This is a genomic window from Streptomyces sp. NPDC085927 (genome assembly GCF_044540975.1).
Taxonomy (GTDB): domain Bacteria; phylum Actinomycetota; class Actinomycetes; order Streptomycetales; family Streptomycetaceae; genus Streptomyces; species Streptomyces hirsutus.
The window spans coordinates 143,188-163,849 of the sequence record NZ_JBITSN010000014.1 but is presented as its reverse complement, the minus strand read 5'-3'; the positions used below and the strand labels follow the sequence as shown (position 1 = coordinate 163,849).

Annotated in this window: 15 protein-coding genes, 1 tRNA gene and 1 pseudogene; 6 read left to right on the top strand and 11 right to left on the bottom strand. The window is 70.1% G+C overall.

From position 1 onward, the window contains the following. Positions 1–20: 20 nt before the first annotated feature. From ACIF80_RS29465 to ACIF80_RS29455, 3 genes are all read left to right on the top strand, one after another. A tRNA-Lys gene (locus ACIF80_RS29465) sits at positions 21–94 on the top strand. Between the two features lie 468 nt (positions 95–562). Continuing rightward, the gene (locus ACIF80_RS29460) at positions 563–2,755 is read left to right on the top strand and encodes a glycosyltransferase family 2 protein (protein ID WP_399810186.1); all 2,193 of its coding nucleotides are present in this window, start codon (positions 563–565) and stop codon (positions 2,753–2,755) included. After that, on the top strand, positions 2,752–4,692 hold the full coding sequence (locus ACIF80_RS29455; protein ID WP_399810184.1) for a galactose oxidase-like domain-containing protein: 1,941 nt from the start codon (positions 2,752–2,754) through the stop codon (positions 4,690–4,692). The genes ACIF80_RS29460 and ACIF80_RS29455 overlap by 4 nt, the downstream gene beginning before the upstream one ends. Before the next feature lie 189 nt (positions 4,693–4,881). Here the strand turns inward: ACIF80_RS29455 and ACIF80_RS29450 are convergent, their stop codons facing one another. The 6 genes from ACIF80_RS29450 to ACIF80_RS29425 all read right to left on the bottom strand — a co-directional run bounded on the left by ACIF80_RS29450 (position 4,882) and on the right by ACIF80_RS29425 (position 11,182). After that, positions 4,882–5,916 carry a glycoside hydrolase family 6 protein gene (locus ACIF80_RS29450; RefSeq protein WP_399810182.1) on the bottom strand — a complete coding sequence of 345 codons (1,035 nt, stop codon included), beginning with the start codon at positions 5,914–5,916 and terminating at the stop codon, positions 4,882–4,884. Between the two features lie 314 nt (positions 5,917–6,230). After that, positions 6,231–6,884: a class F sortase gene (locus ACIF80_RS29445; RefSeq protein ID WP_399810181.1), complete on the bottom strand. Its 654-nt coding sequence runs from the start codon at positions 6,882–6,884 to the stop codon at positions 6,231–6,233. Positions 6,885–6,997: 113 nt separating this feature from the next. Then, the gene (locus ACIF80_RS29440) at positions 6,998–7,600 is read right to left on the bottom strand and encodes a hypothetical protein (RefSeq protein WP_399810180.1); all 603 of its coding nucleotides are present in this window, start codon (positions 7,598–7,600) and stop codon (positions 6,998–7,000) included. Between the two features lie 171 nt (positions 7,601–7,771). Further along, on the bottom strand, positions 7,772–8,551 hold the full coding sequence (locus ACIF80_RS29435) for an HAD-IIA family hydrolase (RefSeq protein WP_399810179.1): 780 nt from the start codon (positions 8,549–8,551) through the stop codon (positions 7,772–7,774). A gap of 191 nt (positions 8,552–8,742) precedes the next feature. Further along, a complete protein-coding gene (locus tag ACIF80_RS29430; RefSeq protein WP_399810177.1) occupies positions 8,743–9,615 on the bottom strand; it encodes a hypothetical protein in 873 nt (290 codons plus the stop codon). A gap of 187 nt (positions 9,616–9,802) precedes the next feature. Continuing rightward, a complete protein-coding gene (locus tag ACIF80_RS29425; RefSeq protein WP_399810176.1) occupies positions 9,803–11,182 on the bottom strand; it encodes an ROK family protein in 1,380 nt (459 codons plus the stop codon). On the opposite strand from ACIF80_RS29425, the gene ACIF80_RS29420 reads away from it, so the two are divergent. Continuing rightward, entirely contained in the window at positions 11,181–12,260 is a 1,080-nt protein-coding gene (locus ACIF80_RS29420; protein ID WP_399810174.1) for a Gfo/Idh/MocA family oxidoreductase, read from the top strand. The two genes, ACIF80_RS29425 and ACIF80_RS29420, sit on opposite strands and share 2 nt — an antisense overlap. Next, complete coding sequence (locus tag ACIF80_RS29415; RefSeq protein ID WP_399810172.1) at positions 12,257–12,766, top strand: heme-degrading domain-containing protein; 510 nt, start codon at positions 12,257–12,259, stop codon at positions 12,764–12,766. The genes ACIF80_RS29420 and ACIF80_RS29415 overlap by 4 nt, the downstream gene beginning before the upstream one ends. 130 nt (positions 12,767–12,896) lie before the next feature. Here the strand turns inward: ACIF80_RS29415 and ACIF80_RS29410 are convergent, their stop codons facing one another. The 4 genes and pseudogenes from ACIF80_RS29410 to ACIF80_RS29395 all read right to left on the bottom strand — a co-directional run bounded on the left by ACIF80_RS29410 (position 12,897) and on the right by ACIF80_RS29395 (position 16,346). Further along, positions 12,897–13,673: a YidC/Oxa1 family membrane protein insertase gene (locus ACIF80_RS29410; RefSeq protein ID WP_399810171.1), complete on the bottom strand. Its 777-nt coding sequence runs from the start codon at positions 13,671–13,673 to the stop codon at positions 12,897–12,899. Between the two features lie 190 nt (positions 13,674–13,863). Next, positions 13,864–14,064 (bottom strand): annotated as a pseudogene (locus ACIF80_RS29405) (DUF6412 domain-containing protein); the annotation flags it as partial. A gap of 50 nt (positions 14,065–14,114) precedes the next feature. Further along, positions 14,115–14,936 carry a recombinase family protein gene (locus ACIF80_RS29400; RefSeq protein ID WP_399810169.1) on the bottom strand — a complete coding sequence of 274 codons (822 nt, stop codon included), beginning with the start codon at positions 14,934–14,936 and terminating at the stop codon, positions 14,115–14,117. A gap of 369 nt (positions 14,937–15,305) precedes the next feature. Beyond that, positions 15,306–16,346 carry an NAD(P)-dependent alcohol dehydrogenase gene (locus ACIF80_RS29395; protein ID WP_399810167.1) on the bottom strand — a complete coding sequence of 347 codons (1,041 nt, stop codon included), beginning with the start codon at positions 16,344–16,346 and terminating at the stop codon, positions 15,306–15,308. A gap of 93 nt (positions 16,347–16,439) precedes the next feature. On the opposite strand from ACIF80_RS29395, the gene ACIF80_RS29390 reads away from it, so the two are divergent. Further along, positions 16,440–17,048, top strand: coding sequence for a TetR family transcriptional regulator (locus tag ACIF80_RS29390; protein ID WP_399810166.1), 609 nt, complete (start codon positions 16,440–16,442; stop codon positions 17,046–17,048). Between the two features lie 66 nt (positions 17,049–17,114). On the opposite strand, the gene ACIF80_RS29385 is transcribed toward ACIF80_RS29390, so the two are convergent. Then, positions 17,115–19,994: a Tn3 family transposase gene (locus tag ACIF80_RS29385; protein ID WP_399810164.1), complete on the bottom strand. Its 2,880-nt coding sequence runs from the start codon at positions 19,992–19,994 to the stop codon at positions 17,115–17,117. Between the last annotated feature and the right edge of the window lie 668 nt (positions 19,995–20,662).

The following is a 20,662-nucleotide window of genomic DNA, read 5'->3' as shown; positions in this document are numbered from 1 at the left end:
TACAGTTACGGGGTCAGCGAGCGCCGCTAGCTCAGTTGGTTAGAGCAGCTGACTCTTAATCAGCGGGTCCGGGGTTCGAGTCCCTGGCGGCGCACCGACAGCACGGGCTCCTCGTCATCGAGGGGCCCGTCGCCTTTTGGCCGGAAATGCCCTCGCGCCCGTTGAACGCCCTCTCTTCGCCACACGTATGGAACATGAGCCCCACGCGACTCCCTCAGAAATCACAATGGGATCATATGACCGGTGGGCACCAAATTTCACACCTTGCGATCATGATGAAACCCGTCCAACCTGGTTCCTTCACGATGCTGCGGGTTCGCGGCCGTTGGGGGGCGAAAGACCGGTTGCGGACGGTGCGGGAGGAGGTGTCCCGCCCTCCGGGTGATGCCGCGGGGGACGCGTCATGCAACCGTACGGAGCGCTGTGCCGTGTCTATATGGTGTGGGTGCCGTGGTGACAGCGATCCACCATTGACACGCCTGGGCCGGTCGAGGGGGACCGGACACGGGCGGAACGAAGCGACGAAACACGCGGCGAGACCGTGTGTGGGGGGATGACACTCATGACGTCGACGCCGTCGGGCGCCCAGAGGGACGACGACCCGTCCCAGACCACCCAGCTCAGGGTGCCTGCGCACCGGACCGGAAACACGGGCGCTTTCCGCCGGATCAAGAAGACGCTGCCGAGATACGACTACGAGCATTACAGCCGGCTCGCGGGACCCCTCACCCAGCCCGATCCGAACAAGCCGTACACGGTGCAGTACCGCTCGCTGATCTCGCAGGAGCCGCACCGCATCCGCATCGCGCTGATGCTGGCCGCGGCCCCCCTGCTGTCGGTGGTGCTGCTGGTGTGGCTGCTCCAGCCCGCGCACTGGACGGAGCGCGACTACCCGGCGTTCGACTGGCTGCCCGCCCTCGACGTCGTCATGCTCGTCTCGATCGGTCTGATCGAGCTCTTCCGCTGCATGAACGTGCTGTCCAACGCGCACGCCACGCTGGTCGCCCGCGACCCGGTCCCCGTCGTGCCCGAGACCGGCACCCGGGTCGCCTTCCTCACCTCCTTCGTGCCCGGCAAGGAGCCGCTGGAGATGGTGACGAAGACCCTGGAGGCGGCGGTCAAGATCCGTCACCGGGGCACCATGCACGTCTGGCTGCTCGACGAGGGCGACGACCCCGAGGTGAAAGAGGTCTGCGCGCGCCTCGGTGTGCGCCACTTCTCCCGCAAGGGCGTCGCGAAGTGGAACCAGGCCAAGGGCCCGCACCGCGCCAAGACCAAGCACGGCAACTACAACGCCTGGCTCGACGCGCACGGCGACGACTACGAGTTCTTCGCCTCGGTGGACACCGACCACATTCCGCTGGCGAACTACCTGGAGCGGATGCTCGGCTTCTTCCGCGACCCGAACGTCGGCTTCGTCATCGGCCCGCAGGTCTACGGGAACTACGACAACTTCGTCACCAAGGCCGCCGAGTCGCAGCAGTTCCTCTTCCACGCGCTCATCCAGCGGGCCGGCAACCGCTACGGCTCCCCCATGTTCGTCGGCACGTCCAACGCCGTGCGCATCAAGGCGCTCAAGCAGATCGGCGGTCTGTACGACTCGATCACCGAGGACATGGCGACCGGCTTCGAGATGCACCGCGCCAAGAACCCGGCGACGGGGAAGAAGTGGCGCTCGGTCTACACCCCGGACGTGCTCGCGGTCGGCGAGGGCCCCAACGCCTGGACGGACTTCTTCACCCAGCAGATGCGCTGGTCCCGGGGGACGTACGAGACGATCCTCAAGCAGTACTGGAAGGGCTGGTACTCGCTGCCGCCGAGCAAGCTCTTCAACTACACCATGATGATCATCTTCTACCCGATGTCGGCCCTCAACTGGATCCTGGCCGCACTGAGCTGTGCGCTGTTCCTGGGCCTGGGCGCCTCGGGTGTGAACATCGACCCCGCGGTCTGGCTGATGCTCTACGGCAACGCCTCCGCGCTCCAGATCGGCCTCTACATCTGGAACCGCCGCCACAACGTCTCCCCGCACGAGCCGGAGGGCTCCGGCGGTGTGGCCGGCATGGTCATGTCCGCGCTGTCGGCGCCGCTCTACGCGAAGGCGCTGATCGACTCCGTCCTGCGCCGCAAGAGCAAGTTCGTGGTGACGCCCAAGGGCGACTCGGCCAGCCCGGACACCTGGTTCGGCACCTTCCGGTACCACTGGTACTTCATCCTGATCTTCGGTGGCTCCATCACCGCGGGCTTCATCTACGGAAACTCGCACCCGGCGATGATCATCTGGGCGACGTTCGCCCTGCTGATCACGGCCGCGCCCATGTTCGCCTGGCGGCACGGCATGCGCCAGGACAGGAAGAAGCCGCCCGGCGCCCACGCGGCGGGCCAGTCGCCGGCCGACCGGCCGGCGGCGGACCCACCGAAGGACGTCGCCCACGAGCCCGCGACCCAGCAGCTGCAGGCGCTCTCGCGGGTGCAGCAGGCACAGGCGCAGGGACAGACCCCTGGTCAGTACCAGGGGCAGCAGTACCAGGCTCAGGCTCAGCAGTACGGGCAGCAGCACGCCCAGCAGCAGCCGCACGCCGCGCACGGCCGGCAGGACCGGCCCAGCTGGGCCGCCTCCCACGGCGGACCGGCGGGGCAGGGAGAGCCGGGCGGCCCGGCGGGGCCGGGTGGAGCGACAGGTTCCGGGGACAGCTCCGGCAACGACCAGACGATGCAGATCGCCCTGGGTGGACTTGGGGGACGTAAGGAATGAACGACCGTGCAGGCCGCCGTCGCGCCCGTCGGATGGCGATAGGCACCGCGGTGGTACTCGCGCTGGCCGGCATGAATGGGCCGTGGCTGTACCGCTTCGGTTCCGAGAAATACCACCAGTACAAGATCAACAAGCCGGAGTACAAGGCGGAGAACGGCCGCTGGGAGATCGTCGAGTTCCCGGAGAAGTACCGCCAGAACACCATTCACGCGGCGCTGCTGCGCACCGGGAAGGTGCTGCTCGTCGCGGGTTCCGGCAACAACCAGGACAACTTCGACGCCAAGCAGTACGACACCCGCATCTGGGACCCGGTCAAGAAGACCATCAAGAAGGTGCCGACGCCGACCGACCTGTTCTGCACCGGTCACACCCAGCTCGCCAACGGCAACCTGCTGATCGCCGGCGGCACCAAGCGGTACGAGAAGCTCAAGGGTGACGTGACGAAGGCGGGCGGCCTGATGGTCGTCCACAACGAGAACCCGGACAAGCCGATCACCCTGCCGGCGGGCACCAGGTTCACCGGCAAGGAGAACGGCAAGACCTTCGTCTCCAAGGACCCGGTGCTCGTCCCGCGCGCCAAGAAGAACTTCGACAAGGAGACCGGCGAGTTCCTGGGCAACACCCCGGGCTACGGCCGCACCTACGTCGAGGCGCAGAAGGAAGGCGCCACGTACCAGACCGGTACGCAGGACAACTACACCGTGCAGGGCCTCAGCGGTGAGGAGGCGCAGAACACGTACGGCATCGCCGAGAAGCTCGCCCTGGACAAGAAGGACTTCCAGGGCATCGACGACGCCTTCGAGTTCGACCCGGTGGCGGAGAAGTACATCAAGGTCGACCCGATGAAGGAGGCCCGCTGGTACCCGACGCTCACCACCCTGAGCGACGGCAAGATCCTCAGCGTCTCCGGCCTCGACGACATCGGCCAGCTGGTCCCGGGCAAGAACGAGGTCTACGACCCCGAGACCAAGAAGTGGACCTACACGGACAAGGTCCGTCAGTTCCCGACCTATCCGGCGCTGTTCCTCATGGAGAACGGCAAGGTCTTCTACTCGGGTGCGAACGCCGGCTACGGCCCCGACGACGTGGGCCGCGACCCGGGCGTCTGGGACGTGGAGACCAACAAGTTCACCAAGGTCCCCGGCATGAGCGACGCCAACATGCTGGAGACGGCCAACACCGTGCTGCTGCCCCCGGCGCAGGACGAGAAGTACATGGTGATCGGCGGCGGCGGGGTCGGCGAGTCCCCGCTGGCCAGTGAGAAGACCCGGATCGTCGACCTCAAGGACGACAGTCCGCGCTTCGAGGACGGCCCCTCGATGGACAAGGGCACCCGCTACCCGCAGGCCTCGGTCCTGCCCGACGACAGCGTGCTGATCTCGGGCGGCTCGGAGGACTACCGGGGGCGCAGCGACTCCAACATCCTCGAGGCGCGGATCTACGACACGGCGAAGAACGACCTCAGGCGTGTCGCCGACCCGCTGGTGGGCCGCAACTACCACTCCGGCTCGATCCTGCTGCCCGACGGCCGCGTGATGTTCTTCGGCTCGGACTCCCTCTACGGGGACAAGGCCAACACCAAGCCGGGCACGTTCGAGCAGCGCATCGAGATCTACACGCCGCCGTACCTCTACGGCGAGAACGCGCAGCCCGAGCTGGCGGGCGGCCCGCAGACCATCGAGCGCGGCGAGTCCGGCACCTTCACCTCGAAGGACGCCGCGTCGATCAAGAAGATCCGGCTGATCCGGCCGAGCGCCTCGACCCACGTCACCGACGTGGACCAGCGCTCCGTGGCCCTCGACTTCGAGACCGACGGCGAGAAGCTGACGGTGACCATGCCGGAGAGCCGGAACCTGGTCCAGGCGGGCTGGTACATGATGTTCGCCACCACCGCGGACGGGACACCGAGCAAGGCCCAGTGGGTGCAGGTGCCGTAACCGGCCCGGCAGCCCGCGCCCGGCACGTACGGGCACACGCGTAGGGGGCGTCCTCCGTCACGGAGGACGCCCCCTACTCGCTTGTGCGGTGTGCGGTACGCGGTGTGCAGTACGCGGTCTTCGGTCTTCGGTCTTCGGTCTTCGGTGTGCAGTACGTGGTGCGTGGTGTGCGGCAGGGGGTGTGCGAGCTCAGTCGCTGGACTCGGCGAGCTTCACCGCGTAGTCCTCCCACCACTCGCCGGCCTTCGGTCCGCCCTTGCACTCGCCGTCCGACTCGCCGGGCCGCTTCACCCACAGATACGCGTCCACCAGCGGGTCGGCGGTCTTGATCGTCGGCGTCTCGCCGAGGGCGCGGCCGGGCGGGTTGCACCAGCGTTCGGCCGCATCGCCCCCGGTGTACGGGCCGTTGCCGTTGCGGCTGGTGTCTATGACGAAGGGCTTGTTGCCGACCTTCGCGGAGAGCTGCTTGCCGTAGGCGATGGACTCTTCGGTGGAGTAGAAGTTGGAGACGTTCACCGAGAAGCCGTCGGCCCGGTCGATGCCCGCCCACTTGAGCGGCTCGAAGATCTGGTCGGGGTTGCCCCAGCCGGCGTTGCCCGCGTCCAGGTACACCGTGGTGTTCTTCAGGCTCTTGAGCTTGTCGACGGCACCGTTGAGGACGTCGTAGCGCTCCTCGTGGAACTTCTCCGGCGTGCAGCCGTCGACCAGGTGGAGCACCGCGTCGGGCTCCAGGATCACGGTCGCCGCCCGGTCCCCGATGCCCTTGGCCACGCTGTCGATGAAGGCGCGGTAGGCGTTGCCGTCGGCGGCACCGCCCTGCGAGTACTGGCCGCAGTCGCGGTGCGGGATGTTGTAGAGGACGAGCAGCGCGGTGCGGCCCGCCTTGTCGGCCGCCTCGGTGAAACCGCGGGCCTGCTCCTCCGGGTTCTCCGGGCTGATCCACTCGGCGGCGGGCTGCTCCGCTATCTTGCGGATCTGCTCGGCCTCCGCCTTCTGCCCGTCCCCCTTCAGACCGGCCATCTGCTGCGCGGCCGTGCCCTCCGGGTTGACCCAGAAGGGGTTCGCGTCCTTGGGCTGCTGCGTGATCTCCGCGCCGGCCGTCCTGTCCGGGTCGTCCCCGTCGTCGCCGCCGGAGGAACACGCTGTCATCAACAGCGCCGTCCCGAGTATCGCTGCCGACGTCCGCCTCGCGGCGAACGCCCGGGCCCCCCTGCTGCCGTACATCCAACCCCCCTTGGGTGCACTTGTTCCGTGCGTGCCGAATCCCAATCCTGACATACGTCCTGTGGCAGCCACGAGGCCGAGCCGTTCTTGTCCGCGAGCTGTTACAGCCGTCGTACTGTGGTAGGTCACCTGGGACGATCACGGAAAGCGACCGGGAGCGGATGTGGCGTCGGCCGACCCGGAGTCAGGTCCGGGCCGAGCATCCCGTCCACCCGGCCCGGGCCTGGCTCCGGGTCGGGTGGACGGGATGCCCGGGGTACTCGAGGTGCTCGGGCCGGGGGCACGGTTGTGCCCGGAGCGGGGCACGGGGGCGCTCAGGCGGTGGTGCCGGTCAGGTACGCGGAGACGACCACGTTCGCCGTGTAGCGGTCGCGTGCCGTGTCGAAGGTGCCGCCGCAGGTGATGACGCGCAGTTCGGCCCGGCCCGAGTGGCGGGGCCCGTAGGCCTGCTGGGCGTCGAACCCGTCGCGGGCCAGGACCTGGACGTCCTCGATCGTGAACTCGGCGACCTTGTCGTCCTCGCGGACCACCCGGATCTTCTGGCCGGGCTTCAGCGTGCTCACCTTGTAGAACACGGCGGGCCGGGTCTCGGTGTCGACGTGCCCCACCACCAGGGCGGTGCCGGACGCTCCGGGCGCCACCCCGTCCGCGTACCAGCCGACCACGTCGGGCCGGTCGAACGGCGGCGGATCGAGTGCGCCCCGTTCGTCCAGGCCTCGGGAGACCACCGGGGCCCGGACGTCCAGGCCGGGTATGTCGAGGCGCTGCGGCAGCGCCTCGCCCAGCGGGCGGTGGGCGGGCGGAAGTTCCGCCCGGGGCGGCCGGCCGGCGGCCGCCATGTCGCCGGTGGAGGGGCCCGACCCGCCGGGGCGCAGGCCGGTCGCCTCCCCGCCCCACAGCCAGAGCACGAGCAGCAGCACCACCCAGGCCACACCGGTGAGCAGCCGCCCCGGGCGTACCGGCGGCACTGGCTGTACCAGCTCTACTGGCTGCACTGGCTGGTCCGGTGGCTGCACTGGCTGGTCCGGACGCTCCGGCTGTTCCGGGCGTATCTCGTCGTGTTCGGACACGGGCGGCCGCCTCAGCCGGTCGTTCTGCGGCTCCGCCGGACGCGGCTGCGTACGACGGCTCCCGCGGCGGCTGCCGCGAGGAACAGGCCGGTCACCGTCTGCGCGGCACCCGGCCCGCCCTCACCGGCACCCGTGCCCGTGCCGGGGTCGGAGGCGGCCAGTGGCGCGCTGCCGCCACCGCCCGCGTCGACGGGGGCGACGGGTGAGGCGTGGGCGGTCGGCTCGGCGGGCTCCGGTTTCTTCGACGGTTCGGCCGTCCCGGTGGGCCGGTCGCGGGCGGGGGCGACCTCGATCGTGCCCTGGCGGGCCCGCTCGCCGCAGTTGACCAGTACGGGGTACGTGCCCGCGGTGAGCGTGGAACGGACCCGGCTCTCGCCGACGAGTACGCCGTCGGCGACGGTGAGCCGGACCTCGGAGACGAACGCCGAGGACACGGCGAGCGCCGTCCGCTCGGCACACTCCGCCACCTTGAGGGTGACGTCGGTGCCGGGGGCGGGGACCACCGGTGTCACCGAGACGCCCGTGTCGTCCGTCGAGTCCGCCGCGTACGCCGCCGGGGTGAACGCGGCGACGGCCAGGATTCCGGTGCAGAGAGCGATTCGCAATGAACCCATCGTGAACCTCCAGACACCGGGAGCGTGCCCCGTCGGGCGGGGGACCGCATCCTCAGGGTGCGGTGGTTGCGCCGTCCGGGTGACATCGGAGGGGGACGGGTGGGGACGCCCGGGTGACGCCCCGGGCAATGCCCCGGACGCCGCCCCGGACGACCCTCCGGGTGGAGGGTGTCAGACGAGGTCGACGAGGTCCGCGATGGAGTCCAGGACCTGGGACGGGCGGTACGGGAAGTTCTCGATCTGGTCCGGCCGGGTCAGGCCGGTGAGCACCAGGAACGTCTTCATCCCGGCCTCGATGCCCGCCAGTACGTCGGTGTCCATCCGGTCGCCGATCATCGCGCTGCTCTCGGAGTGCGCGCCGAGGGCGTTCAGTCCGGTGCGCATCATCAGCGGGTTCGGCTTGCCCGCGAAATACGGCTGCTTGCCCGTCGCCTTGGTGATCAGCGCCGCCACCGCACCGGTCGCCGGGAGCGGGCCCTCGGCGGAGGGGCCGGTCTCGTCGGGGTTCGTGCCGATGAAGCGGGCGCCGTCGTTGATGAGCCGTACCGCCTTCGTCATGGCCTCGAAGGAGTAGGTGCGGGTCTCGCCGAGGACGACGTAGTCCGGCTCGTGGTCGGTGAGGATGTAGCCGATGTCGTGCAGCGCGGTGGTCAGACCGGCCTCGCCGATGACGTACGCCGAACCGTTCGGACGCTGGTCGTGCAGGAACTTGGCGGTGGCGAGGGCGGACGTCCAGATGTTCTCGATCGGCACGTCCAGGCCCATCCGGCGCAGCCGGGCGTGCAGGTCGCGCGGGGTGTAGATCGAGTTGTTGGTGAGGACCAGGAACGGCTTTCCGGACTCGCGGAGCTTCTTGATGAAGGCGTCGGCGCCCGGGATCGGCACACCCTCGTGGATGAGCACCCCGTCCATGTCGGTGAGCCACGATTCGATCGGCTTGCGGTCTGCCATCTGCGGGATCTCCTGCCTTGCGCGGTCCTGCGTGCGCCCCAGCCTAGACATGCCCGGATCTTGGGGGAACGGCCGGTGCGGCTCGGCCCGGCTCGGTTCGGCGCGGGTGGGTGCGGGCGGGTGGGTGCGGGGGGGGCACGGGGGCCGCGACCGCCGGGCAGGGTCGGGCGGGGGGCCGGGTGCGGCCGGGGTCAGCGGCGCCTGCGGGCGGCCCGCAGCAGTGCCAGGCCTCCGGCGACCAGGGCCGCCGCGGTTGCGGTGAGGACTGCGGCGAGGGTCCCGCCGCCGGTGTCGGTGCGGCTGCCGGTGCGGGCGAGTTCCTCGTGGAGGGGGAGGGACGGAGAGGAGCTGTCCCGGGGAGCGGGGGCGGCGGGGGCGGTGGCGTGGGGGTCGGCGGCTTCGGCTTCCGCGTCGGGATCCGTTGCGGGGCCTGTCCCGGAACCCGTCGCGGAGTCCGCCCCGGAGTCCGCCGCGGAGCCCGTCGCGGAGCCCGTCGCGATGCGGAACCGGTACTCGTCCGACTGTCCGACCCAGTCGCCGTCGTCCTCGCCCTCGTGCCGCTGGACGACCGCGGCCGTGGCGACGACCTCGTTGGCCACGGCGTCGGACGTGAGGGCGAGCCGTACCTTCACGGTGAGGGTCCGGCCGGCCTCGACGGTGAACCCCTCGAAGCCCGCGTCGTCGTCGGCGAGGGCACCGACGAGTTCGTCCTCGTCGGTGGTCTCGAAGCGGACGGTGTGCGGCAGTTCCCGGTCCGCCGTGTAGAACTCCAGCACCGGCTGCGAGGCCCGCAGCGCCCGCTTGTCGTCATAGAGCACGATGACCGGGTGGATGCCGCCGCAGGAACGGTCGGTGGTGTTGGTGAGTTCGAGGTACCAGGTGCCGAAGCCGCCCCCGGCCCGGTAGGAGTCCGGGCCGCCGTGGATACGGGTGGTCAGCGGGAAGTCGGACTCGTCCACGCCGACGCAGGCGGGCGGCGGCGCTTCCGCGTGGGCCGGGGCCGCGGTGGGAAGAATCGCGGCCACCGCCGCCAGGAACAGGGACGCGGGCGTGCAGAGTCGCATGCCATAGGGCCTTGCCGTTCGGCGAACGGACACCACCGGGACGCCCCCGATCACCCCCGCACGGCGGCACGATTCCCCCCGCTCGGCGGAACCCGCCCTCCCGCCCGGCCCCTCCGCCCGTCTCCCCGACTCCGTGAGTTCCCGGCTCCGCGGCTCCGCGGCTCCGCGGCTCCGCGTCTTCTCCTTCTTATCCGTCCCCCCGTCCGAACACCGGGGCCAGTACCGACTGGGCCGCCCCCTCGGCGACCCGCTGCCCACTCCCCTGGTGTCCCTTCTCCCCGCCGTCCCGTCCGTCGCCCCGCCCTCCGCCCGAGGCGATCCGTACCGGGACGGGGGTGTCCCCGGTGCGTCGGGCGCGGGCCTCCAGGACCTCGCGTACGCCTCGTACGAACGTCTCCGGGGCCGCTTCGACGATCCGGCCGCCGAGCAGGACGCGGTCGATGTCCAGCAGGCCGACCAGGTTCGCCGCGCCGGTGCCCAGTACCCGTGCCGCCTCGTCCGTGTCGCCCCTGGCCACCGCGCCCAGACAGAGGGCCTCGATGCAGCCCCGGTCGCCGCAGCCGCAGCGCGGCCCGTCCAGCTGGAGAACCTGGTGGCCGAACTCCCCCGCCCCGGTCCGTGGCCCCCGGTGCACGCTGCCGCCGATCACCAGTCCCGCCCCGAGCCCCGTGCCGAGGTGCAGATAGGCGAAGGAGCCGCCCTCGCCGCCCACGGCCAGGCCCAGCGCCGCCGCGTTGGTGTCCTTGTCGACGACGACCGGCACCCCCAGCCGCCGCGACAGCGCGTCCCTCAGCGGAAACCCGTCCCACTCGGGGAACCCGGTCACCCGGTGCAGCACGCCCCGGGCGTGGTCCAGCGGTCCGGGCAGCGCGATCCCGACGCCGAGCAGGGAAGGGCGGCGGCGTCCGCGTACGGCTGCCCCGTCTCCTGGCTCCCCCGGCTCTCCCGGCTCCCCCACTGCCGTCGGTGCCACCGGCTCCGCCGGCGCCTCCCGCGGTTCCTCGTCCCGTTCGCCCCACAGCTCCTCGACGACTCCTGCCACCCGGGTCAGTACCGCCTCCGCGCCCGCGCCCAGGTCCAGGGGGGTGTTCCGCTCCCCCACGACCGTCCCGTCGAGGTCGACCAGGACGGCCCGCAGTTCGTCCCGGTCCAGGTGCACGCCCACCGCGTGCCCGGCCTCCGGCACCAGGCGCAGGACCGTCCGGGGCTTACCTCCGGTGGACGCCCGGCGTCCCGCGTCCGCCGCGAGGCCGTCCGCCCGCAGCCGGGCGGTGATCTTGCTGACCGCCTGCGGGGTGAGCCCGGTCCGCTCGGCGAGTTCGAGCCGGCTGATGCCCTCCGCTCCCGCGGTCCGCAGCAGGTCGAGCACGAGCGCGGTGTTGTGGCTGCGCAGGCCGAGCAGGTTGACCCCGGCCGTGGTGCCGGTCCTGCCCGCCGGACCCGTACCGACCGCCGTACCCGTACCGTCCGCCGGGCCCCTGCCGTCCGGTCCGCCGTTCGTCCTGTTCACCCGCCCATTCTCTCCCGTGCTTGCACTTTGGCAACAGCGTTGCCAAAGTAGAACCATGACTGGTACTCCCCTTCGCGTCGGCCTCGTCGGCTACGGCCTCGCGGGCTCCGTGTTCCACGCCCCGCTGATCGCCGCGACCGAGGGCCTCGCCCTCGACACGGTGGTCACCTCGAACCCCGAGCGGCAGCAGCAGGCCCGCGCCGAGTTCCCGGACGTCCGCGTCGCGGCCACTCCGGACGAGCTCTTCGAGCGCGCCGGCGAGCTGGACCTGATCGTGATCGCGTCGCCGAACAAGACGCACGTCCCGCTCGCCACCGCCGCCCTGAAGGCCGGCCTGCCGGTCGTCGTCGACAAGCCCCTCGCCGGTACGGCGGCCGAGGCCCGTGAGCTGGCGGCACTCGCCGAGGAGCGCGGCCTGCTCCTCTCCGTCTTCCAGAACCGCCGCTGGGACAACGACTTCCTCACCCTGCGCAAGCTGGTGTCCGAGGGCACGCTCGGTGACGTGTACCGGTTCGAGTCCCGCTTCGAGCGCTGGCGGCCGGCGCTCAAGGGCGGCTGGCGGGAGTCCGGCGACCCCGCGGAGATCGGCGGTCTGCTCTACGACCTCGGCAGCCATGTCGTCGACCAGGCGCTGGTCCTCTTCGGCCCGGTGACCTCCGTGTACGCCGAGGCGGTCGTCCGCCGCGAGGGCGCGCGGACGGACGACGACACCTTCATCGCGCTCACGCACGCGAACGGCGTCCGCTCCCACCTCTACGTCTCCGCGACCACGGCCCAGCTCGGCCCGCGCTTCCGCGTCCTGGGCTCCGAGGCGGGGTACGTCAAGCACGGCCTCGACCCCCAGGAGGCCGCCCTGCGCGACGGCCTGCGCCCCGGTACCGGCTCGGGCGCCGACTGGGGCACCGAGCCCGAGGAGCTGTGGGGCCGCGTCGGTTCCGGGGAGTCCCCGGTGACCGGCGGCGGACGTGCCGAGCCGACCCTGCCCGGCGACTACCCCGCGTACTACACGGCCGTGGCGAAGGCCCTCCTGGAGGGCGGCCCCAATCCGGTGACCGCCCAGGAGGCCGCCGCCGCCCTGGACGTGCTGGAGGCGGCCCGCCGTTCCGCCGACGAGAAGGTGACGGTGACGCTGTGACTTCCACCCCGTCGCACACCCCGGCCCCGGAACCCACCACCCCGAGCCTGGAGGAGCTGGAGGCGCAGGAACGCCGTCTGGTGTTCCGCCGGTTCACCCACGAGGACGCCTGGGCGCTGGGTTCCCTGCTGGTGGAGATGGCCCGGGAGCGGCAGGCCCCCGTCGCCATCGACATCCACCGAGCCGGCCAGCAGCTCTTCCACGCGGCGCTGCCCGGCTCGGCCCCCGACAACGACGCCTGGATCGCCCGCAAGCGCCGGGTCGTCGAGCGGTACGGCTGCGCGTCGTACCTGGTGGGTGCCCGGCACCGTGCCAAGGGCACGACGTTCGAGGAGTCCTCCCGCCTCGACCCCGACACCTACGCGGCCCACGGCGGTTCGTTCCCGATCACCGTCGAAGGCGCGGGCGTGATCGGTGCGGTGACGGTCTCCGGCCTTCCCCAGCTCCAGGACCACCGGATGGTGGTGGAAGCCCTGACCCGCTTCCTGGACGCCGACACCGTCTGACCCGTCCCCACGGGAACGCGGGGTGCGTGCGGTGAGATCACCGCACGCACCCCGCGTTCATGTACGGGACCCGGCCGGAGCGGCCCGGTGGCGTCGCCCCCACGAGCGGGAGGGCAGGGGCGCCGCCCCGTCACCGATGGAGTACCGCCCGTTCCACCACGCCCCACGCCATGCTGGTGACCACGTACAACGCGGCGGCCAGCGGCACCACGGCCACGGTGACGAGCGTGAAGAACGACAGGAACGGCATCACCTTGACCACCGCCCCCGTCCCGGGCACCGCGACGGGTTCCACGGCACCCCTGCCACTGCCACCGCCACTGCCCCTTCCACCACGGCTACCGGTGCCCGCACCCCCACCGGTCAACGCCGAGTTCGCCGCCATCGACTGCTTGGTGAGCCGGTAACTGAAGGCGGCGACCGCCACGACGACCGCGAACAGCCCGACGTACACGAGTCCCGCCCCGCCGAGCGGCCCCCCGTCCCCCAGCGCGTCGGCCCAACGCCCGCCCAGCGGCGCGGTGAGCAGCTCGTGGCCGAGCAGTTCGTTGGGCCGCCCGCCGATCGTGGTGTTCGAGAACAGGTAGAACAGCAGGAAGAAGGCCGGCAGTTGGAAGAGGCTGGGCAGGATTCCGGCCAGCGGTGACACCTTCTCCCGGGTGTGCAGGTCGAGGAGGGCCCGCTGAAGCTTCTCGGGATTGCGGCCATGCCGGCGCCGCAACTCGGCGATCCTCGGCTGGAGTCGGGCCCTCGCCTTCTGCCCGCGCGCCGCGGCCCGGGACAGGGGGTGGACGAGGAGGCGTACGAACGCGGTGAACAGGACGATCGCGGCGGCTGCCGCGGAAAGGCCGAACAACGGCTGGAGCAGGTCGGCCAGGTGCTCGACCAGGCTGGCGAAGACGGACATGGGTGAGCCCTCCGGGGGTCTCGTCGTGCCGGACGAATGAACGGGATGACGGCATGACGACCCGTGCGCGGGCAGGCGTGGGGCGGGGAGGACGTGCTGAGGCGCCGAAGGACGAGAGGAGACGAGCAGGACGAGAAGTGTCCTGCTGCCCTACGGACGGAAGACGAGCCCTACAGCTGACGTATGTGCCCTACGCGACGGTCGTCGGAAGGGCGTGTCCGGGGGCTCTGGGCCGGGTGCGGCCCCTGGCGTCGGGGTCGCGCTGCGGCAGGAAGGCGGTACGCCGGTCGCGGTCGCGGATGGCCGTGCGCACCAGGGTGGGCGGCACGACGGGCGCGCTGCGCGCGAGGACGACGGCGCACACGGTGAGCGTGGCGGCGGCCGCGGTGGTCGGCCCTGTTCTCGTATAGCTACCGCCAGGTGGCGTGTAGCGCTGAGTAACTACTTGGGGCTGCGGTCGCGCTGCTGAAGGGCGGCGAAGTCGGCGTGTGCGGTCTCGACGGCCTCCGGGTACGCCTGGGTCTTCTCGTGCTCGGCGAGCGCCCGGTAGATGCTGGCGACGGACGGGTTCTGTCCCTTGCGCTTGCCGGTGGGGATGATCAGGGCGGGCTGGATCTGCTCGACGGACTCGCCGAGTGCCTTGCGCCGCAGCACGGTGTGCAGCATGTCGTCGGTGATGACCGGGGGCCGGCCGCCGTACTTGCCCTTGCGGGCCGCGGTCTCCAGCCCCTCCAGCGTCGACTCCCGGATGTTCTCCCGCTCCGTCTCCGCCATCGCGGCGAAGAAGCTGAACAGCAGCCTGCCCGGGCCGGTGGGGTCGTAAATGCCGGGCAGCGGCCCGGCGAGCATCTCCAGCACCAGGCCGTGCTCGGTCAGATGGTCCGCGAGGGCGGTGAGCTCTGCCGCGTCACGCCCCAGCCTCTTCATCTCGAACACGGTGAAGATGACCCGGCAGTGCGGGGCGTGCGCCTTGACCTCCCGGGCGGTCTTCAGTGCTTCCTCGAACTGTGGGCGGACCTTGATCCGGGTGCTGATCTTCTCGCTGAAGATCTTGTCTCTGCCGATGCCGTGCTTGGCGAGCGCGTTCAGCTGCGAGTCGAGCTCCTGGCTGAGGTGCGAGCAACGGGCATAGCCGATGCGGATGTCCGCGCTCGGCAGACTGGGGTCGACGGCCGCGGGCACCGGCTTGCCGGGCCGCCAGGGCTGCCCCGGCCTTCGGTTGGCCGGGGTCGGCACCCGCAGCTCCTTCGCCAGCTTCGGCACCTTGGTGAAGCGCCCGGTGTGGTACGCGCTCGTGACCGCCCCGCTGCGCGAGCGGCACGGCGAGCCAGGGGCGGCCTTGCACTTCGGGCACGGATGGCGTTCGACGAGACCGGCTTCGGACTCAGGTCCGGCGGAAGACTCTTGAGGGGCCGTCATGGACCCGGATTTTCGCACAACGCAAGTCGCAGAACCTCACTTCTGTCACTTTTGAGCGCGAACGGGTTCTGAGAGCCAATCCGCTTCTTGGCGATCTCCGTCCGGCCCTATTTGATCTTGCTCGGACAAAGGGTCGTTTGCGAGAGGGCGGAGTGCCGGGCCACGCGCGTGCCGTTGGCCGGCCCGCACGCCATGGCCCGGCCGACTGTCTTTTCAGTCCAGGTCGGACATGTCGAGCACGAAGCGGTAGCGGACGTCGTTTCGCCGGAGACGGTCGAGTGCCGCGTCCACCTGTGACGACGGGAGTACTTCGATGTCGGCGGCGACGCTGTTGTCGGCGCAGAATTGGAGCATCTCGGCTGTCGCCAGGCGGCCTCCGCTGCCTGCGGAACTGAGCTTCTTGCGGCCGATGAGCAGGTCCGTGGCCTCGACGGTGACGGGGCCCAGGTATCCGAGGAGGCTGAGGGTGCCGTCCATCGCCACCAGCTTCAGATACGGGGCGAGGTCGTGAGGGGCGGAGATGGTGTCGATGACGACGTCGAAGGTGTCGCGTGCCGTGGCCATCTGCTGGCTGTCGGTGGAGGCGATGAGGTCGTGAGCGCCGAGCTTGCGGGCGTCGTCGCGCTTGTCCTGGGTGCGGCTGATGACGGTCGTGGTGGCGCCGAGTGCCACGGCCATCTTGACTGCGAGGTGGCCCAGGCCGCCGAGCCCGGCCACGGCGACGCGACTGCCGGGGCCCACGCCGAGGGAGCGCAGGGGTTCCCAGACGGTGACGCCGGCGCACATCAGCGGGGCGGCTGCGGCCGGGTCGAGGCCGGAGGGGAGCGGGTAGGCGAAGGTGTCGCGCACGACGTACTCGCGGGAGTAGCCGCCCAGGGTGGTCGACCCGTCCTGCCGGTCGGTGCCGCCGTAGGTCAGAGTCGGGAAGGAGTGGCAGAAATTCTGCTGTCCAACTTCGCACATGGCGCACACGCCACAGGAGTCGACGATGTTGCCCACCGCGACGCGGTCGCCGACCGAGAAGGTGGTCACCACGGCACCGGTCCCGGTCACCACGCCGGTGAATTCGTGACCGGGGACCAGAGGTGCTTTCGTGTGCTGGTCGTAGGCGTGCAGGGCGTGCAGGTCGGTGTGGCACACGCCGCAGTAGTCGACCTGCACCGCGATGTCATCCGGGCGCAGGTCACGGCGCTCCAGTGACGTGCGCCGCAGCGCCGTCGGGCCGGCCGCCTGCCATCCGGTGGTCGTTCGCATACTTACTCCTTAAACAGACTGTTCGGTCTGCCAAAGTCTAGGTGCGGCCGCATCTCAAGGCAAACCAACTGTTCTGTTTGGTAGGCTGCGGGCATGCCGGAACAGCCCCAGACCTCGCGAGGCGCCGCGACCTACCAGCGCATCCTGGACGCCGCCACCGAAGAGTTCGCCCAGCACGGCATCGCCGGGGCGCGCATCGAACGCATCGTGACGGCAGCGCGCACCAACAAGGCACAGCTCTACGCCTACTTCGGCGACAAAGAGCGACTCTTCGACGCGATCTTCCTCAGCTCGCTGGAGCGCATCACCAACGTCGTGCCCATCGACGCCGACGATCTCGCGGGGTGGGCCGTTCGCCTCTACGACGAATACCTGCGCCGCCCCGACCTCATCCGGCTGGCGACCTGGACACGACTGGAGCGCCGGCCTGCCGGGCACCTCGTCGAGACCCACCAGCACTACGACGACCGCAAGCTCACGGCCATCGCCGAGGCCCAGGCCGCTGGGCGGGTCCGGGCAGGTGACCCGTTCGACATCATGGCCATGGTCATCGCCATGTCCATGGCCTGGTCACCGGTCAGCAACGTATATGCGGCCAGCAGCCAAGAACCCGATGACGTACATGACCAGCGCCGCGCCCTGCTCCGCGACTGTGTCCAAAGCGCCACCGCGGCCGGCAGAGGCGACGCATCCCCCTCATGACTGCCACCAACACCTGGTGACGCTCACGCACGATGCCTGGGCTCGGCCAGGACCGGAGCCCAGGTCTCACGCCGGAACTGCGGCCGCTTCCCCCTGCGGGGCGCGCGGGCGGGGCACCGTCGCCCGGATGGACAGGTCCAGGTCGAGACGGCTGTTCATGTCCAGCTCGAATCTGCCGTACGGATTCACGTGGGTCCAGAACAGCGGCGACAGCGCCCGGCGGTCCGCGTCGGTGAGCTTGTCCGCCCACTTCGGATCGGCCAGGACTTCCTGCATCAGCAGCGTGTTGACGTGTACCAGCGCGGACTGGAGCAGGTGCAGCGCGAGCATGCTGACCTCCTGGGACTCCTTGTCCGCACCGGCCAGATCGCCGTCCTTGCCGTAGAAGAGGTCCTTGTTCGCGGAGTTCCAGTTCTCCACCACCTGCAACCCCTCGTGGATCTCCTGGCGCATCTCGACGTCGGCGAGGTAGTCGCAGAGGAACGAGGTACGCACCGCCCGCCCAAGTTCTTCGATGGCTCGGTATGTCGGGTGCTTGGGTCCTCCCCGGGTGAAGCGCCGCAGGACCTGCTCGGCCTCGGCAGTGCTCAGGCGCAGGGCGGTGGTGTACTTCACGATCTGGTCGTACTGCTGGGCGATCAGGTCCCAGTCGATCGTCTTGGTGGAGAGCACCGGGCCCAGGTTCGGCCACTGGTCGTCCTGGCCGGCCGCCGGTCGGTACAGCTTCGCGGAGCCGATGTTCTTCAGCCGCGGCATCAGCTTGAAGTCGAGCATGTGCGCGAAGGCGAACCCGACGATGGACGCGCCGTGGGTGTCGGTGTACTGCCGGTCCACTTCCATGTCGGTGCAGTGCCGCAGCACGCCCTCGATCATCGAGGCGACCTCGGAGGCCGAACAGGACTTGAGCTGGGAGTAGATGCAGACTGATTTCCGCTCCACATGCCAGTAGATCATCACGCCGGGGCCCCGGTAGCGCTGGTGCCACTCGGTCATCAGGTTGGAGGACCAGGCGCCGAACTTGCGGCTGTCGGAGGCGCAGGCGGTGCCGGTGCCCCACCACATCTCATCGCGGACGGCGAAGGTGGCGTTCACGAGTTTCCGCAGGGCCGCGCGCATGTTGGCACAGTTGATGAACAGGTGCCGCACCCGCCGCAGCGTCGCCTCGCTCTCGCCGTGCTTGCCGGTCACCGCGACCCGCTTGATCCCCATGTTCGTGCCCAGGCCGAACAGGACCAGCAGCAGCCGGCGCCGCAGCACGTCCTTGGACAGGTTCTCCCTGGTGGCTACCGAGGTGAACTCGGCGATGAAGTCCGTGTCGAACTCGGCGTATTTCAGGATGTCCAGCAGGTCGATGATGCCCCAGCGCCGTTCGATCTCTCCCTTGACGGCCACCAGGCTCTCAGGTTCCTCCTGCTTGCCGCGTGGGGAGACCCTGATCCACGGTTCGCCGTGCTTCTTGACGATCGCCACCCCGCCCGTCGTGCCCTCCGCCAGTGCCTGCTCGAAGCGGTCCAGCGAGGTGCGGAGCTTGCCTTGCAGGGCGGAGATGAACTCCTCGGCGTCCTGCGGCTGGCCCAGCGCGGCGTAGTGCACGTCCCGGTTGTCCTCGAAGTCCGCGGGCAGGTCGTCCTCGGGGTTACGCCACCGGTTCGCCCCCACCACCCAGATCTCCCGGCGCCGCACGGCGTCCCGAAGCGCCACCAGCACGCACAGCTCGTACGGGATGCGCTCGACACGCCCCTTGTCGTCCACCACCGCCGCCCGCCAGTGCTCGGGCACCACCCCCGCCAGCGGCACACTCTCCGCCGGATCGAAGAACGCGCCCTCCTTCAGGGGCTGGTCCAGGTAGCGCTGGAGCAGGTCGATCGCGTCCATCACCGGCTGGTAGGCAATGTTGTTGCGCTTCAGCTCCAGCGCGCCCAGCAGCGGCGAGAGCATCCGGCGCCAGTGTGCCGAGTACGAGGAGCGCAGCACCGTGCGGACCCGGGCCTTGTAGCGGGCCTCGTTCGCCGCGGCCTCCGCCGCCAGCGCCTTGAGTGTCTTCTCCCCGCCGACCACTGGGTAGATCACCCGGCGTACCGTGCCCGACGGCTCGGACAACGCTGCTTCCGCGACCCGCAGCAGCATGCCCTCCTTGCCCCGGATCTTCTTCAGTTCGGCGTTCAGTTCCTTGTCGACCTTCCGCTCCGCCCTTGTGTTGATCTTCAGGACGAGCTGGATGAACAGGTCCACCAGCGAATCGGTGATCTCCGTCTGCCGTACATGGCACAGCGCGGCCAGCAGCGTCAGGCGTCGGTGCGGCTTCATCCGCTCCAGGTTCGCCGGGTACTCCTTCGACGCCCGCGCCCGCCACGCGTCCACCAGCTTCTCCGACACGTCCGCGAACAAGTCCGCAGGCAGCTCCAGCCGCCGCACCCGCTGGAGCTTGTTCACCTCGGCCAGCAGGCTCTCCAGCCCCGGCGCCCCCGGGTCGGCCTTCAGCTCGGCGAAGTGCGACCGCCCGCCGCCCGACACGGCGCCCTCGCCGTCTGCTCCCTCGCCCACCTCCTCCCCACTGCCGGCGACCAGATCCTCCAGGCGCGAGCGCGTCGCGTGCGAGATCCGCTCCACCCTGCTGCGGCAGAACTGGGCATCGAAGTCCTTGACCGCCTTGCCAACCAGCCGCCCGACCCGCCCCGGGGCCGGCGGCTCGATGCGCTCGTTACGGCACCGGGCAACCACCGCCGCCGCAAGACGATCCCGCGACAGCTCAACCGGACACAGCTCGGCGGCCAGCCACTCGGCCAGCCGCTCCTGGTCTTCCTCGGTGTTCGCCCTGAACCCGTACGCCTCCCGGATCTCCTTGCGGTGCCGCTTGATCCGGTCGCCCTGCCAGTCGTAGTCCGCCCACGCCCCGGCGGGAACCTTCACCTGCTGGGCCACGTACTCCACCGCCGCCGCGGGCATCTCCTTGGCGGACTCCGGGAACCGGGCCTCTACCTCAAAAAAACTTGAGCAACAACGCGAAGCCCAACCGGGTCGCCCCGGACTTATTTCGCACCCTCTTCATGTCATCTTCGAGCAGCGTCCAGACCTCGATCAGGTCCTCCGGCTCCCATTCCTGCCGCATCCACCCCACCCCTCGCCATCAATCGTTCAGCTCAACGAGATGGCCAGGGCAGGGAAACGAAGGTGTGGCAATTACTCAGCGCTACACGCCACCTGGCGGTAGCTATACGAGAACAGGGCCTGGTCGCGGCGAGCGCGACGGTGCCGGAGAGGCCGGAGAGACCGCCGGTGGCCGGCAGCATGAGCAGGACGACCTGAAGCCGCGGGAGCAGCACGGCGACCGCGGCGAAGGCGGCGCGCACATCACCGCGACCGGGCATCGCGATGCGTATCGCGGTACGGATCACCGACACCCCCTTCCCTTGGCCCCGCGCCCAGCCGGACCAAGCACGGTCCAGCCCTGTCCATCCTCTCAACGTCCGGGGCCGACACAACAGTTCCGCACAGTTCCTTGAAGTTACGCGGGAGCTGTATCCGCCGTTCGTCACTCGCCGTTCGTCACTCGTCATTCACCGCAGCCGGTGTCGTAGGAGACGCGCTGCCACGTTCGGCCTCTCCCGCTTCTC